The organism is Nocardioides acrostichi (assembly GCF_015319165.1).
Taxonomy (GTDB): Bacteria; Actinomycetota; Actinomycetes; order Propionibacteriales; family Nocardioidaceae; genus Nocardioides; species Nocardioides acrostichi.
Genome location: NZ_JADIVZ010000005.1, coordinates 105,409 through 120,530 on the forward strand (window position 1 = coordinate 105,409; position 15,122 = coordinate 120,530).

The 15,122-nt window shown below is 72.3% G+C and carries 13 protein-coding genes; 5 read left to right on the plus strand and 8 right to left on the minus strand.

Annotated features, from left to right (window positions below; translation table 11 throughout):
• Positions 1-95 precede the first annotated feature (95 nt).
• Entirely contained in the window at positions 96-1,199 is a 1,104-nt protein-coding gene (locus ISG29_RS12065; RefSeq protein ID WP_194503684.1) for a citrate synthase 2, read from the plus strand.
• Positions 1,196-1,774 carry a GNAT family N-acetyltransferase gene (locus ISG29_RS12070; protein ID WP_328828930.1) on the plus strand — a complete coding sequence of 193 codons (579 nt, stop codon included), beginning with the start codon at positions 1,196-1,198 and terminating at the stop codon, positions 1,772-1,774. The genes ISG29_RS12065 and ISG29_RS12070 overlap by 4 nt, the downstream gene beginning before the upstream one ends.
• On the opposite strand, the gene ISG29_RS12075 is transcribed toward ISG29_RS12070, so the two are convergent.
• Both ISG29_RS12075 and ISG29_RS12080 read right to left on the minus strand, forming a co-directional pair.
• Positions 1,746-3,236, minus strand: coding sequence for a DUF2252 family protein (locus ISG29_RS12075; RefSeq protein WP_207793057.1), 1,491 nt, complete (start codon positions 3,234-3,236; stop codon positions 1,746-1,748). The two genes, ISG29_RS12070 and ISG29_RS12075, sit on opposite strands and share 29 nt — an antisense overlap.
• 61 nt (positions 3,237-3,297) lie before the next feature.
• A complete protein-coding gene (locus ISG29_RS12080; RefSeq protein ID WP_194503685.1) occupies positions 3,298-3,882 on the minus strand; it encodes a hypothetical protein in 585 nt (194 codons plus the stop codon).
• Between the two features lie 57 nt (positions 3,883-3,939).
• On the opposite strand from ISG29_RS12080, the gene ISG29_RS12085 reads away from it, so the two are divergent.
• Positions 3,940-4,527 carry a class I SAM-dependent methyltransferase gene (locus ISG29_RS12085; RefSeq protein WP_207793058.1) on the plus strand — a complete coding sequence of 196 codons (588 nt, stop codon included), beginning with the start codon at positions 3,940-3,942 and terminating at the stop codon, positions 4,525-4,527.
• Here ISG29_RS12085 and ISG29_RS12090 read toward each other — a convergent pair.
• Together ISG29_RS12090 and ISG29_RS12095 are read right to left on the minus strand one after the other, a co-directional pair.
• Positions 4,509-4,949: a nuclear transport factor 2 family protein gene (locus ISG29_RS12090; RefSeq protein WP_194503686.1), complete on the minus strand. Its 441-nt coding sequence runs from the start codon at positions 4,947-4,949 to the stop codon at positions 4,509-4,511. The two genes, ISG29_RS12085 and ISG29_RS12090, sit on opposite strands and share 19 nt — an antisense overlap.
• A 34-nt stretch (positions 4,950-4,983) precedes the next feature.
• A complete protein-coding gene (locus ISG29_RS12095; protein WP_194503687.1) occupies positions 4,984-5,511 on the minus strand; it encodes a GNAT family N-acetyltransferase in 528 nt (175 codons plus the stop codon).
• A gap of 35 nt (positions 5,512-5,546) precedes the next feature.
• On the opposite strand from ISG29_RS12095, the gene serC reads away from it, so the two are divergent.
• The gene (gene serC, locus ISG29_RS12100; protein WP_194503688.1) at positions 5,547-6,668 is read left to right on the plus strand and encodes a phosphoserine transaminase; all 1,122 of its coding nucleotides are present in this window, start codon (positions 5,547-5,549) and stop codon (positions 6,666-6,668) included.
• A gap of 100 nt (positions 6,669-6,768) precedes the next feature.
• Positions 6,769-8,256: a sensor histidine kinase gene (locus ISG29_RS21665; RefSeq protein ID WP_194503689.1), complete on the plus strand. Its 1,488-nt coding sequence runs from the start codon at positions 6,769-6,771 to the stop codon at positions 8,254-8,256.
• Here the strand turns inward: ISG29_RS21665 and ISG29_RS12110 are convergent.
• The 4 genes from ISG29_RS12110 to ISG29_RS12125 form a co-directional block, all read right to left on the minus strand.
• Positions 8,237-9,250: a DNA topoisomerase IB gene (locus tag ISG29_RS12110; protein WP_194503690.1), complete on the minus strand. Its 1,014-nt coding sequence runs from the start codon at positions 9,248-9,250 to the stop codon at positions 8,237-8,239. The two genes, ISG29_RS21665 and ISG29_RS12110, sit on opposite strands and share 20 nt — an antisense overlap.
• 377 nt (positions 9,251-9,627) lie before the next feature.
• The gene (locus ISG29_RS12115; protein WP_194503691.1) at positions 9,628-10,650 is read right to left on the minus strand and encodes an SdiA-regulated/phytase-like domain-containing protein; all 1,023 of its coding nucleotides are present in this window, start codon (positions 10,648-10,650) and stop codon (positions 9,628-9,630) included.
• Between the two features lie 8 nt (positions 10,651-10,658).
• Positions 10,659-11,861: a class I SAM-dependent methyltransferase gene (locus ISG29_RS12120; protein WP_194503692.1), complete on the minus strand. Its 1,203-nt coding sequence runs from the start codon at positions 11,859-11,861 to the stop codon at positions 10,659-10,661.
• Between the two features lie 79 nt (positions 11,862-11,940).
• A complete protein-coding gene (locus ISG29_RS12125; protein WP_194503693.1) occupies positions 11,941-14,808 on the minus strand; it encodes an FAD-binding and (Fe-S)-binding domain-containing protein in 2,868 nt (955 codons plus the stop codon).
• Between the last annotated feature and the right edge of the window lie 314 nt (positions 14,809-15,122).

Here is a 15,122-nt window from a genome sequence, read left to right on the forward strand (position 1 = left end):
TCGCACGGTAGCGACGGTGGCACAATGCCGCAGGTTGCCCACCCGACCGGGCGCGGCGACCACCGCACCGTCGCCGACGTGATCAAGGAGTCCGCATGCCCGAGGTACACCACGGACTCGAGGGAGTCATCGCCTTCGAGACCCAGATCGCCGAGCCCGACAAGGACGGCGGCTCGCTGCGCTACCGCGGTGTCGACATCGAGGATCTCGTCGGCCGGGTGCCGTTCGAGAACGTCTGGGGCCTGCTCATCGACGGCCGGTACACCCCGGGCCTCGAGCCCGCCGAGCCCTACAACCTGCCCGTGCACACCGGCGACGTCCGCGTCGACGTCCAGGCCGCGGTCGCGATGCTCGCCCCGGCCTTCGGGTTCGGGCAGACCTACGACATCTCCGATGAGCAGGCCCGCGAGGACATCGGGCGCCTGGCCGTCATGGTGCTCTCCTACGCCGCCCAGTCCGCGCGCGGCCTCAACCAGCCCGTCGTCCCGCAGAAGACGGTCGACGAGGGCACCACGCTGGCCGAGAAGTTCCTCATCCGCTGGAAGGGCGAGGCCGACCCCAAGCACGCCCACGCCATCGACGCCTACTGGTCCAGCGCCGCCGAGCACGGCATGAACGCCTCCACCTTCACCGCGCGCGTCATCACCTCCACCGGCGCCGACGTGGCCGCTGCCTTCTCCGGCGCCATCGGCGCGATGAGCGGCCCGCTGCACGGCGGCGCCCCCTCGCGCGTGCTCGGCATGATCGCCGACGTCGAGGAGTCCGGCGACGCCGAGGCCTACGTCCAGGGCATCCTCGACCGCGGCGAGCGACTCATGGGCTTCGGTCACCGCGTCTACCGCGCCGAGGATCCCCGCGCCCGCGTGCTGCGCCGCACCGCCAAGGAGCTCGACGCCCCTCGCTACGAGGTCGCCGCGGCCCTGGAGCAGGCGGCCCTGAAGGAGCTGCGCGAGCGGCGCCCCGACCGGGTACTCGAGACCAACGTGGAGTTCTGGGCCGCCATCGTCCTCGACTTCGCCGAGGTGCCGGCGAACATGTTCACCTCGATGTTCACCTGTGCGCGCACCGGCGGCTGGTCGGCGCACATCCTGGAGCAGAAGACCACCGGTCGCCTGATCCGCCCCTCCGCGGTCTACGCCGGCCCGTCGACGCGCCCGGCCGACTCCGTCGACGGCTGGGACGCCGCCTGGGGCGAGTGACCCCACCCGCGGGCAGGCCGCACCTGGCCACGCAGCGGCTCCGGCTGGAGCCGCTGACCCGAGAGCACCTCGAGGACCTCGTCGCACTCGACGCGGATCCCGAGGTGCTCCGGCACATCTGGGGTCGGGCGCTCACCCGCGACGAGGTCGTCGAGCGCTGGCTGCCGGTGCGCACGCGGCCGGACGCCGACGCACGCGGCCTGGGCTACTGGGCCGGTCGCGACCTCGCCGGCGAGTTCCTCGGCTGGTGGTGCCTGGCGTTGGACGACGACCCGACGACCGCCGAGCTCGGCTACCGCCTGCACCGGGCGGCGTGGGGCCGCGGCTACGCCACCGAGGGCTCCCGCGCCCTGCTCGAGCACGCCTTCGCCACCCTCGGCCTGGCCTCGGTCTGGGCCGAGACGATGGCGGTCAACGCACGCTCGCGCGCGGTCATGGAGAAGCTCGGCCTGACCCACGAGGCGACCAGGGTGCACCGCTGGGAGGATCCGCTCCCCGGCGCCGAGCTCGGCGAGGTGACCTACCGGATCACGCGCGAAGGGTGGGTCACCGGAACACGTGGTCGACGGCGGTGAACGCGCCCAGCTCGTGATCGGCCCGGAAGTGTCGATGATCGGACCGGACCCGCTCGGCCGCCTCCATCGCCCACGCGACGATGTCGGTGACGAAGAGCTCGATCGGCCCCATGGCCTGGAGGATCTCGGGCTCGATGTCGTGGTCGACCAGGCCGGCCTCGTCGGAGAGCGCGTGGCTCTGGGCGAGGGATTCGCCGCAGAGGTGGGCGTAGCGGCGCCAGTGCTTGCCGGAGAGGTCGCCGAGGTCCATGCTCTCGCGGTAGTGCGAGCGCTCGCGCACCATGAAGCTCTGCCCGTCCATCTCGACCGCGCCGTAGAAGCGGTCACCGCGCACCAGGTGCACGCCCTGCGCGTGCGAGATGCGCTCGCCGGCGCCGTCGACGACGTACTCCGACGGCGGGGCCAGCCCGGCCAGCGCGGAGCGTCGTGCGCCCTTGAACTCGATGAGCAGGTCGTCGGAGCCGTCGCCGGCCGGCCCCGCGACCATCAGGTAGTAGCGCGGCAGGCCGAGGGACGCCGTCCCCTGGCCCAGCCGCATGCAGACGTCCTTGACCCTCATGCCTGCGGCCCGCGCCGGCACGTCGATGCCGTTGGTCTCCACGAACCGGTCGAGCGCCTCTTGGAACTCCGCGCGACGGCTGGTGACGGGCACGTGCTCGTCGTCGGCGCGAAAGCCGCTGCGCTGCTCGTTGTGGTACTTGCGCAGCAGGTAGGCGTCGCGGCTCTCCTTCGTCGCCTTCTCGATGAGGCGCCGTACGAGCTTCGGTGCATTGTCCTGGCGCCACTGCCGTTGCGACTCGCCCGACGCACCGGCGAAGTGCCCCATCGCCTGGGCATAGCCGCGCACGAAGGACTCGGCGATGCGCCGCTGCTTGCCCGGCCCCTTGTCGCCGACCGCGCCGGCGGCGACGACGAAGGCGGTCGCGCCACGCTTGAGATCCCAGGTGAACGGGGCGTAGAAGGCCTCGTCGAAGTCGTTGGCCCCGAAGATCGGCACGTCGTCGGCGCTGGGCATCACCCCGAAGTTCTCCGGGTGCACGTCGCCGAGGGTGAGCACCGTCGGCATCCACGCGTCCTCGCCGGCCATGTCGCGGTAGAAGAGCAGGCATGTGCCGCGCAGGAACGAGAAGACCGAGCCGTGCAGCTTGTCGAACTTGGCCCGGGCATCGGCGTTGCCGTCGTCGCTGATGCGGGTGTCGTGGTCCTCCCTGATGGTCTGCCGCACGTGCAGACGCCGCTGATGACCCGCCAGTTGCCGGGGCAGGAACACCATCTCCCCCGCGGCCCGACGCCTGGCCAGGTCGGCGAAGGCGGCGACCCGCGACCCGACGTCCGGCTTCTGCTGCTCCAGCGCCTCGACCAGGTCGGCCTTGGTCATGGTGGAGCGACCTGGGATGTCGTGCCGACGGGCGCGCTCGCGCAGTTCCTCGACGGTCAGTCGTCCCAGCGCGTCCTCGGCCACGGCCACAGCCCTATCGGTGCGACCCGGCGTGCGGGCACACCCTCCCGGCGGGGCGAGACGATCAGCCCTTGTCGAGCTTGCCGTCGTACCAGCTGGTGTTGCCGAACCCGCCCTTGCGCGTGAGTGAGATGTGCACGTGGTCGCGGTGCCGCAACGTCTTGGAGCACTTCTTCTTGCTGGTGCACGACGAGGAGAGGTAGGGCTTGGACTCGAACTGGTCCCAGGCGGGGTACATCCGGTCGTTCCAGATGATGTACATGATGCCCATCCGGCGCGCCTTGGCCGCGAGGTTGCCTTGGTTGTCCTTCCCGAAGGCCCAGGCCAGGAACTTCTTGACCGTCTGCCGGTCCTTCTTCTTGGCAGCGTCCATGCCCCAGTCGACCGCGCGACCCTCCTGGTGCTCGGAGACCGAGGAGGTGCACTTCGCGGAGATGCGGCCCGGGCTGCCGCCGTACCGCTTGACCAGCCAGCCACGCAGGAACACGGCGCCCGGCTTGGCCTTCGGGCTGCACTTCGTCTCGGGCCGGTAGGAGGCGAAGGGCTCGATCTTGCTCGCGCTCGCGGGCGAGGCGAGCGCCGCCGCGCCGAGGCCCAGCGCGAGCACGAGCAGGGGCAGCAGGGCCAGACGACCGAGACAACGCATCATGTGGCACAGGATCGGCAGGTGGCGCAACACCTGAGGGGTTGTCTAGTGTCACCTTCGATGAGTCTGACCGAGATGATCCGCCTCTGGGACGCCGAAGCGGCCACGTTCGACGACGCCGCCGACCACGGACTGCACGATCCTCGGGTTCGTCATGCCTGGCGCGATCTGCTCGCGCGGCTGCTGCCGCCCACCCCGGCGCGGGTCGCCGACCTCGGCTGCGGCACCGGAACGCTCACCCACCTGCTCGGCGAGGAGGGCTACGCGGTCGACGGCATCGACTTCTCCCCCGAGATGGTGGCGCTGGCGTTGGCCAAGACGTCGGGGCAGCTACTGGTCACCGTCCAGGAGGGCGATGCCTACGACCCGCCGCTGGCTCCCGCGCACTACGACGTCGTGATGTCGCGCCACGTGCTCTGGGCGCTGCCCGACCCGGTCGAGGCGATCCGCCGCTGGCGCGGCCTGGTGCGCGGCGACGGCCGCCTGGTGCTCGTCGAGGGCAACTGGACGACGGGGGCCGGGCTCACCGCAGAGCAGACGGCCGCCGCGGCACGTGAGGTCGGGCTGACGCCCACCGTGTTCCGGCTCGACGACCCCGCGCTGTGGGGCGGGCCGATCAGCGACGAGCGCTACGCCGTGGTCTGCTGACCCGCACCGACCGAGATCCACAGCTCCTCGCGGGCCGAGGAGGGACGGCTCACCTCGAGCAGGTCGAAGAGCCAGCGTCGGCTGTGCTTGACGAGCACCCCCGAGACCCGCAACTGGGTGCGCTCGCTCAGCCCGTCGGGGTAGCGCACGACGGCGTCGCACGCGGCCACGAACCAGATCAGACCGTGTCGCCGGCGCGCTCGCACCCGCACGGGCTCCCAGGTGGGCACGGGGCCCTCCGCGAGTTCCTCGAGGTAGCACCCGAGGTCCGCGGCGCCATGCACCTCCTCGTCGAGGTCGTCGCCGTAGAAGGACGCCTCGCTCGTGAAGCACGCCAGCGCCGGTCGCGCGGCGCCCAGCTGGAGGGCGAGCGAGAGCCGTTGGAGCTGGAGCGCCACGCACTCCTCGGTCGACTCGTTCATACCTCGTTCAACGACACCGCCCGCGCGGCGCTACTCACCCTGGCGCTGTTTCCAGGAGATGTCGTCCAAAGCACACCGACAACGGGTCGTCGCGATAGTGACCGAAGGGACGCACTCGCGTGTATCCCGCCGACGCATACAGTGCGATCGCTTCGGGCTGGAGGGTGCCGGTCTCCAGCACCAGTCCGTCGTAGCCGGCCAGGCGCGCCGTGCGCTCCAGGTGCGCGAGCATCGCCCGGCCCAGACCGCGTCGTTGTGCCGCGGGCACGACGTACATGCGCTTGACCTCGGCCACGGCGCTCGCACCCGGCAGCGGCGTCGCGGTGCGCCGCCAGGCACCACTGGCGACGGCCACCGGCCCGGCGTCCGGGCTGCCATCCGGGTCGAGGGTGAGGTAGCCGACGAAGAAGCTGCCGACGGGTGGTGCGAAGTCGAGCGGGTCGATGAGCGTCTCGTCGCGCCCGCCGTAGCGCGCCACGTAGACCTGCTGCACCTCCTCGATGAGGCGCAGCGCGTCGGGGTGGGTGTGGTCCACCCGCTCGATCCGCAGCACGGGCAGCATTCTGGACTCTCCCGCACTGCTGCGAGAATCGCGGCGTGAGCCCCGACCTGCGCATCCCGGCCGAGCTGCTGCCACGCGACGGGCGGTTCGGCTCCGGCCCCTCGAAGCTGCCGGTCTCGCACCTCGACGCCCTCGCCGCGACCGGCACCGCACTCATGGGCACCTCACACCGCCAGCAGCCGGTGCGCTCCCTGGTCGGGCAGGTCAAGGCACAGCTCACCGAGCTGTTCTCCCCGCCCGACGGCTACGAGGTGGTCTTCGGCGTGGGCGGCTCCACGGCGTTCTGGGACGTCGCCACGTACGGACTGGTGGCCGAGCGCAGCCAGCACTTGGTCTATGGCGAGTTCACCGGCAAGTTCGCCACCGCCGCGACCGCCGCGCCCTGGCTGGCCGACCCGTCGCTCGTGCGGGGCCAGCCCGGAACCCTGGCGCAGCCGCGGGCCGAGTCCGGCGTCGACGCCTACGCCTGGGCGCACAACGAGACCTCCACCGGCGTCATGGCACCGGTGCGCCGCGTCGACGGAGCCGACCACGGCGCCCTGGTGTTGGTCGACGCCACCTCGGGCGCCGGCGGTCTGCCGGTCGACCTCGCGCAGGCCGACTGCTACTACTTCGCGCCACAGAAGGGGTTCGCCTCCGACGGCGGGCTCTGGGTGGCCCTGATGTCCCCCGCCGCGATCGAGCGTGCGCAGCGCATCGGCGCCTCCGGCCGGTACGTCCCGGCCTTCTTCGACCTGCCCACGGCGATCGAGAACTCCCGCAAGGACCAGACCTACAACACCCCCGCCGTCGCCACCTTGTTCCTCATGGGTGAGCAGCTGCGCTGGATGCTCGAGCTGGGCGGCCTCGAGGCCACCGTGGCGCGCACGCGGGCGTCGTCCGACACCCTCTACGGCTGGGCCGAGCGATGCGCGTGGGCGCGGCCGTTCGTGAGCGACCCGGCCGCGCGCTCGCTCGTGGTGGGCACCCTCGACCTCGACGAGACGATCGACTACGAGGAGATACTGGCGGTGCTGCGTGCCAACGGGATCCTCGACTGCGATCCCTACCGCAAGCTGGGCCGCAACCAGCTGCGCATCGCGATGTTCCCCGCCGTCGATCCCGACGACATCGCCGCGCTGACCCGCTGCCTGGACTGGGTGGTCGACCGGCTCTGACCGCCCTCCTCCAGACCACTTCGGTCGATGCGCCTCACGGAAACGCCGAACTTGCCTCGAAACGGGCGCACACGGGCGGGGGTACTGGGATCATGACTGCGTGACCGGCGCCGTCGACGACCGCGTTCCCATGCGGTGGCAGCAGCTGCGGTCCGAGGTGGAGTTGCTCAGGCGGACCCCCGGACGCATGCGCGCGCACCTGCTCCTCACCATGGTCGCCGCCCTGACCCTGCCCATCGTCTTCACCTACGTCGCACCGCTGCCCTGCCGCCAGGAGCATCGGGCCCAGACCACCGCCATGGTGCTCATCGCCTTCTCGGTGCTCAACGTCGAGATCGGCCGGATACTGATGGGTGGCGTCTCCCGCAACCAACAGGCACACAAGGCGCTGTCGGGATGGGCCTTCGCCAGCGCCCTGCTGCTGCCGCCGGTGTTCTTGCTGCTCGTCGTCCCGCTGACCTACGCGCACGCCTACCTGCGCGGTCTGCGCGTGGCGTGGTGGAAGTGGATCGGCTCGGCCGCCTACCTGGTGCTCGCCGGCATCGTCGCCGCACTGGTGCGCAGCGGCGTACTGGGCGGGCGCGAACTCATGCACGGCACCGGCGCCCTGGGGCTGCTCGCCCTGGTCCTGTGCGCGGCCTCCTTCCTCGTGGTCGAGACCGGACTGCTGTGGTGCAGCGCCCTGCTCAACCACGCCGACGACGAGGTGTGGCTGCGCCAGACCCTCACCGCAGGCGCCTTCTACGGCACCGAGCTCTCCGTGCTCTTGGTGTGCGGCCTGCTCTCCGCGGTCTGGACCCGCGCCCCGTGGTTCGTGCTGCTCACCGTGCCGGTCTACCTGATGATCCAGCGCGCGGCTCTCTACCAGCCGATGCGCGAGCGCGCGGAGGCCGCCGCGGCCCTCGCCGCGACCAACGAGGAGCTCGAGCACGCCAACGCGTTCAAGGTCGACCTGCTGGGCATGCTCGGCCACGAGATCGGCAACCCTCTCACCTCCGTGGTCGGTTACGCCGAGATCGGCGCGGAGGCGGCGGAGGTCGGCGACACCGCGACCGTGACCCGCTCCCTGGCCGTGATCGGGCGGGCCGGGCTCCAGGTGCAGGACATGGTGGCCGAGGTGCTCACCATGGTGGCCAGTGAGTCCGGGGCCCTGACCGCCTTCCCGGAGTCCTGCCTGCTGCTGCCCCGGCTGCGCGAGCTCGCGAGTTCCGGCGAACCGAACCATCAGCCCGCGGTCGACTGTCCTCCCGACGCATGCGCCTGGGTGCAGCCCCTGCATCTGGAGCAGATGCTGCGCAACCTGCTGAGCAACGCCGAGAAGTACGCCGACGGGGCATCGCGCATCACGGTGGTCGAGGTCGGTGAGACCGTCGAGATCCACGTCGTGGACGCCGGTCCGGGAGTCCCGCCCGAGTTCCGTGACGCGCTGTTCAGCCGCTTCGGGCGCGCGGAGAGCCACCGCCGCGTGCGCGGCACCGGCTTGGGCCTCTTCATCACCCGGGAACTCGCGCGGGCCAACGCGGGCGACGTCCGCTACGAGCCGGGCTCGCCCGGCTCCGACTTCGTGCTCACCCTGCCTCGCGCCTGAGCATTCTCAAGGTGGCCCGCTCCAGCGCCGCCTGACGCTGGTCGGGGGTGTCGTAGTCGCGTCGCGTGGTGGCGCCGATGGTGCGTCCCGCCTCGTAGGCCCGCACCACGCGCGGGTCGACGTAGCTGGTCCGCGCGAGCGTGGGGGTGTTGCCCAGGAACGACGAGACCTCCTTCATCGCCGCCGACACCGCGCGTTTGCGCGAGGCCTGCGACTCACCCGGCTCGTCGGAGGTCGCCAGCGCGGCCGCCGCGAGCACGGTGGCGTGCCAGGTGCGGAAGTCCTTGGCCGTGGCCTCGAGCCCGGTCGCCTCGCGCACGTAGTCGTTGACCAGGTCGGGCAGCACGGAGCGCCAGGAGCGGGCCTGCTTGTAGGACAGCAGTCGCGGGTCGTCTGCGCCGCGCCGCCGGCGCATCACCTCGATCGCCTCGATCACGACCTCGTCGTCGATCTCGATGCGGTGGTCGACCCCCGACTTGCCGCGGAAGGTGAACACCAGGTGGTCCTGACGGCGCCGCACGTGCCGTCGTTCGAGGGTGGTGAGGCCGAAGGATCCGTGCTCGTCGGCGTACACGTCGTTGCCGATGCGGAAGTAGCCGAGATCGATGAGCCGGACGGCGGCACCGCAGGCCCGCTCCAACGGCATGCCCTCGCGCCCGAGGTCGGCGACGACGCGTTCGCGCGCCTTGGTCAGCGCCCGCCCGAAATCCAGCATCCGGTCGAACTTCTCGGCGTCCCGGCGCTCGCGCCAGGCGGGGTGGTAGAGGTACTGCCGCCGGCCCGCGTCGTCCGTGCCGACCGCCTGGAGGTGGCCGTTCGCGTGGGGCGTCACCCACACGTCTCGCCAGGCCGGCGGGATCACCAGGTCGCGGACCCGCTGGGCATCGTCGTCCGGCAGTCGGTCGCCGCCCTGGTCGAGGTAGACGAACCCGCGACCGGAGCGGCGCCGGGTCCAGCCCGGCTGCTCCGGGGACGTCCTGCGCAGGCGCACCATGGCCCCGACGGTAGCCAGGTGCGACCGCGCGGCGATCACCCGTTGTGAGACACCCGGCAGGCGGCCCGGACCGGGGCCGGAGCGCAGAAACACCGACCGCCCGCGTGCCTGGCGGCCTGCGGGCGGTGAGGTGGTACGTCGGCGACCGTTCCCCCTTGCTGTGGCTCCTCTCCCAGGAGGGAGCCGTCGATCGTCGGTGTACAGGTGTTCTGCCCCTGCGCCACCGACAGACAAACCCGACTCACCGAAATAAGTTGAAAAAGATCATTTTGTTGACCTCCTGTTACCAAGGAGTGGTCGCTTGGAGGACGGTTCGTCACGGCGTCGCCATTCGGTAACGGGCTTCGCCGCCCACTCCGCGGAGAACTGACGGCGGGTCAGCGACGACGGCTGAGGATCCAGACCCGGCCGAGGACCAGGACGACGAGCACGGCAGCTGCTCCCCCGACCAGCCACGTCCACCAGGCGTGGTCGACAGCCGAGGTGCGTTCGTCCTCCGGCAGCACCGCAGTGGCGGGCTGACTCGGGGAGGTCGACGGCGAGCCACCAGACGCCGCAACGAGCGGGGCGAGGGCTCGCCGCAGCGCGCGCGGTACCGGCACCTCCTGCACGTCGGAGAAGGCGCCCTCGGTGGAGACGAACACCCGCCCGTCGGTGTCGACGGCGATGCCCTCGCCCTGCTTCTGGCTGGGCAGCGGCAGGGCGCCGACGACGTCCATCGAGGGCCAGGCGTAGACCCGGGCACCGGCGTAGCCGCGGACCACCAGGTGTCGGCCGTCGAGCCAGAAGGCACCGTCGGTGGCGATGGGGATGGTGCTGGCGACCGGCTTCAGGCGGTTGACCCCGGTGGCGGTGAGCCGCTTCGGCGCGGCGTAGACCGTGCCGCCGAGGAAGCCCTTGGTGACCACGTAGAGACGGCCGTCGGCGGGGTCGCAGAGCAGGGTCTCGGCGTCGTGGGCTGCGTCGGGGTAGGTGAGCGTGTACCGCGGCGCACCGGTGGCGTCGAGGTCGCCGCGGCCCACCGGCACCTTCACCACCCTGATCGAGTCACGCGCCTCGGCGTTGTCGCCGATGTCGCCGACCCACACGCCCGGCTCCCGGTCGGCACAGGCCGGCGCGAGCCCTTCGACATCGACCGCGTCGTCGTCGGGTGTGCCCCACTGCGTGACGCCGACCGCGTCGCCGTCGGGTGCCACGGAGAAGACCCGGCCGGTGTCGCCGGAGTCGTTCATCGTGACGAAGAGACCATGGGTGAGGACCAGTCCGCTGGACTCGACGATGTCGGGGTCGCGGAAGGTCAGCACCACGTGGCCGGGCCCGTCGTCGGCCGCCGAGACCGCGATGCCGGTGACCATCGGCGCGAGCACGAGGGCGCCCACCAGCACCGTCACGCGCGTCACGACGCGGCTCACCGGTCGAGCAGCACGCCGAGCCGCGGGGTCAGGCCCCAGGCTCCGACGAGCGCGTCGTACTCGGCCGCCTCCGCGCCACCGGAGACCCGCGGCCCCTTGCGCACCGCACGCAGCAGCGTGTTGCGCGGCGTGTGCTCGGACCCGATGAACTCCACCACGTCGACCCGGTAGCCCTCCAGCCGCAGCAGCGAGGCGCGCAGGGTGTCGGTGAGGGTGTCGGCGAACCGCTCGCGCACGATGCCGTCGCGCAGCAGTGCGGCGTACGGCGCCGGCGCGTCGGCGCGTCGCAACTGCGCGGCGACGTCGTGGTGACAGCACGGCGCGGCCAGCACCACCGCGGCTCCCCAGCCGACGGCGCGGGCCAGCGCGTCGTCGGTGGCGGTGTCGCAGGCGTGCAGGGCGAGCACCACCTCGGGTGCGGGGTCGACCTCTACGTCGGCGATGCTGCCCGCCACGAACGTCAACGAGTCGCTCACGCCGAGCGTGGCCGCCAGCGCGGTGCCGTGGTCGCGCGACTGCTCCTTCACGTCGGCTCCGATCACCTGCACGGGCAGCCCGCGCACGCCGGCCAGCACCCGGTGCGCGGCCGCGGTGAGGTAGCCGTTGCCGCAGCCGAGGTCGACCACACGCAGGGGTCTTTGCACCGTCGGACGACGCAGCTTGCCCTGCGCGATCGCCTCGCCGACGCAGTCGTCGAGCAGTCGCACGAACTCCTGGACCTGCCGGAACTTCGCCCGGCGGCTCGGCTTGATCCGCCCGTCGGCGTCGCTGAGGCCGAGGGCGGCGAACAGCGGGTCGGACTCCTCCAGCAGCCGGGACTTCTCGCGGTCGTGGCCGCGGTCGGGCTCGACCGGCGCGGTGCGGCGCTTGGTGTGCAGCAGCGGCTCGCCCTTCTTGGTCACCCGCAGCTGGTGGGTGGCGGTGGCGGTCTCGACGTGCCAGGTGCCGAACGGCAGTGCGATCAGCTCCTCGACCGCCGCACCGGCAGCAGCGCCGGCCGCGTGGTTGGCGGTGTGCGCCTGCTGGTCGTCGTAGCGCACGACCTGCAGGTGCCGGCCGGCCTTGAGGTCGACGTAGCGCAGCTCGACCCGGCGCCAGGCCGGCGGCTCGAGGCCCTTGCGGCGACCGGAGGCGACCGCCCGCACCAGCCCCTCGTCGTCTCGGAGGGCGGAGCCGAGCACCGAGAACGGCTCGCTCACTTCGACACCGAGGCGATGACCACGATGAGCAACAGCAGCACGAGGGCGGCAGGGATGATCAGCCGGCGGTGCTTGGGGTTCATCGCGCGCCCCCGGTTCGAGCGCCGGGCAGCTTCGAGGCAGGCAGCTTCGAGGCGAGCAGTTCGGCGAGGTGCATCGCCCGCACGTCGGCGAGGTCGTCGAGCTGCACCTTGCACGACATGCCGTCGGCGAGCACCACGGCGTCGGGGTGGGCGCGCACCGTGGGCAGCAGGTGGGTCTCGGCGACCTTGACCGACACCTCGTAGTGGCCCTGCTCCATGCCGAAGTTGCCGGCCAGCCCGCAGCAGCCGGGCACCCGGACGACGGTGGCGCCGGCCCTCTCGAGCAGCGCCTGGTCGTCTCCCCAGCCGATGACGGCGTGCTGGTGGCAGTGCGGCTGCGCCACCACCTCGACTCCGCTGAGGTCCGGCAGCGGGAGGTCGAGCTTCGTGAGCAGCTCGGCGAAGGTGAGCACCCCCGTGGCCACCTGCTCGGCGCGCGGGTCGTCGACGAGCTCGACCAGGTCGCTGCGCAGGGTGGCCGTGCACGACGGCTCGAGTCCGAGCACCGGCACACCCGAGGCGACGTACGGCGCCAGGGTCGCCGCGGTCTTGGCGGCGATCCTCCGGGCCTCGTCGAGCTGGCCGGTGGTGATCCACGTCAGGGCACAGCAGGCGCGCTCGTCGATCACCCGCACCCGCAGACCCGCGGCCTCGAGCACCGCGATCGCCGCGTGGCCGGAGCCGGGGAGGAAGTGGTCGGTGAAGGAGTCGGCCCAGATCCACACGTCGGGGGTCTCCCCCGAGGTGTGGGTGTGGGCCAGCCGTGCCGTGGGTGCCGAGCGGCGTAGGGTCCGGGGCGCGAAGTCGGGCAGCGAACGGCGTTGGTCGACCCCGGCCATCGACTTCGCCATCCGGGCCACCGGTCCGAGGCGCAGCGAGCGGTTGGCGACCGGCGCCAACGGTGCGGTGAGGGCGGCGAGCTTGGGCAACCGGCCGAGCAGCCGGTGGCTGCGCGGGCGCTTCTCCGTGGCGCCGGGGGCGTCGTAGCGCTGGTAGAGCGACTCGGACTTGTAGGTCGCCATGTCGACGCCGGTCGGGCAGTCGGACGCGCAACCCTTGCAGGCCAGGCAGAGGTCGAGCGCGTCGGCCACGGCCGGGTCGCCGAGGCCCGCGACCAGGGAGCCGTCCAGCGCCTCCTGGAGCACGCGCGAGCGGCCGCGGGTGGAGTCCTTCTCGTCGCGGGTGGCCTGCCACGAGGGGCACATGACCTGTGCGCCCACGCCCGAGGGCTGCGGGGCCACGCACTTGCCGACACCCGTGCAGCGGTGCACGGCCTCGGCCAGCGAGCCGCCGTCGTGCAGGAGCCGCAGCGCAGTACGGACGCCGGCCCTCGGCCGCGCGGGGCGAAGGTGCGCGTCGAGCGGGTCGGGGTCGACGAGCACGCCGGGGTTGAGCACGTTGTCGGGGTCGCACAGCGCCTTGGCGGCGGCGAAGAGGCGCACCGAGTGCTCGTCGTACATCAGCGGCAGCAGCTCGGAGCGAGCGCGGCCGTCGCCGTGCTCGCCCGAGAGCGAACCGCCGTGCTGCTTCAGCGCGGTGGCGCAGTCGACGAGGAATGCGCGGAACCGCTGGGCCCCGGCACCCGGGTCGCTCTGGCGATCGGTGAAGTCGAAGTCGATGCGCACGTGCAGGCAGCCGTCGCCGAAGTGGCCGTACGGCACGCCGTCGAGGTCGTGCGCGGCCAACAGTGCCTCGAAGTCGCGCAGCCAGGCGCCCAGCCTCTCGGGCGGCACGGCGGCGTCCTCCCAGCCCGAGAGCGCCTGACGCCGCAGGCTGCGCGCGGCCAGGCCCGCGCCGTCCTCGCGGATGCGCCACAGCGCCGCCTGCTCGCCCGCCTCGGTGACGACCCGGTGGCCCAGGGCCCCGGCCGCGCCGATGAGTGCGGTGTCGTGGGCGGGGTCGGTGGTCTCGCAGAACAGCCAGCCGCCGCCGTCGGGCAGGTCCGGTACCGGGTGCTGGGCGCGCACGAGCGCGACGATGCGGGCGTCCAGCCCCTCGCAGGCGGTCATCGCGCGGGGTGCGGCGGCGAGCAGCGCGGGCACGGCGTCGGCGGCCTCGGTCATGCTCGGGTAGCCGAAGACGAGCATCCGGCGGGTGACCCGGTCGTCGACGAGGCGCACGGTGGCGCCGAGCACCACGCCGAGGGTGCCTTCGGAGCCGACGAGGAACTTGGCCAGGTCGCGGCGCTCGGGCAGCAGGTGCTCGAGGCTGTAGCCGCTGACCTGGCGGGTGAAGGTGCCGAAGTGGGTGCGCACGTGACCGAGGTCGGCGCTGACGAGATCGCTCAGCTCCGTGCCGACGGAGGACGTGCCGCCGCTCCACTCCTCGCCGGTGCCGAACGCGACGTCGAGGCCGAGCACGTTGTCGGCGGTGCGGCCGTAGCCGAGCGCCCGCGAGCCACAGGCGTTGTTGCCGATCATGCCGCCGATGGTGCAGCGCGGATGCGTCGAGGGGTCCGGACCGAACCGCAGCCCGTGGGGTGCCGCCGCGCGCTGGAGGTCGGCGTGCACGACGCCGGGCTCCACGACCGCGGTGCCGGCCTCGGGGTCGACGGCGAGCACCCGGTTGAGGTGCCGGGCGGTGTCGACCACGATGCCGGCGCCCACGGCGTTCCCGGCGATCGAGGTGCCGGCGCCGCGCATGGTCAGCGGCACCCCGGCCTCGCGGGCCACCGCCAGGGTGGCGAGCAGCTCGTCGCGGTGCCGCGGCCGCACCACCACCTGCGGCGGGATCCGGTACAGCGAGGCATCGCTCGAGTACGCCGCCCGCGTCGTCACCGAGTCGTCGACGTCGCCCAGCCCCGCCGCTCGCAGCGCGGCGACGACATCGGCCACGGGGGCGGAGGCGTCGGCGGCGGTCGTCACTCCCCCATTGTCGGCGCTGCGCGTGAAAGCGCCGCATCTGGGTCGGGTATCGCTGGCTCGGGGCAGCAACGGGGGAGATGAGCACGCATCAGGTGCGTGGGCTTCTCCCCTGATCGCCCGGTGGTGTCGGCCCCCGAGACACCCGACCCATCACCCGGTGCCTCGCTGAGACGCTGAAGGTCTCCCTTTCGTCGTCGCCAGCGACGACCCGAACATCTTCGCCAGCACCCTCGACGACGAACTCGACTGGGTCTGCGCCCAGCTGGGGGTGGGGCCGGAGTCCGGCACCGAACTGCTCCTCCGTGCGCGCCGCG

Bases quoted from the DNA above. Each gene is read 5' to 3' on its own strand.
- ISG29_RS12065 (WP_194503684.1), top strand. From the start codon at position 96: ATGCCCGAGGTACACCACGGACTCGAGGGAGTCATCGCCTTCGAGACC.
- ISG29_RS12080 (WP_194503685.1), bottom strand. From the start codon at position 3,882: ATGATGCGTTGTCTCGGTCGTCTGGCCCTGCTGCCCCTGCTCGTGCTC.
- ISG29_RS12085 (WP_207793058.1), top strand. From the start codon at position 3,940: ATGAGTCTGACCGAGATGATCCGCCTCTGGGACGCCGAAGCGGCCACG.
- ISG29_RS12090 (WP_194503686.1), bottom strand. From the start codon at position 4,949: ATGAACGAGTCGACCGAGGAGTGCGTGGCGCTCCAGCTCCAACGGCTC.
- ISG29_RS12095 (WP_194503687.1), bottom strand. From the start codon at position 5,511: ATGCTGCCCGTGCTGCGGATCGAGCGGGTGGACCACACCCACCCCGAC.
- ISG29_RS12110 (WP_194503690.1), bottom strand. From the start codon at position 9,250: ATGGTGCGCCTGCGCAGGACGTCCCCGGAGCAGCCGGGCTGGACCCGG.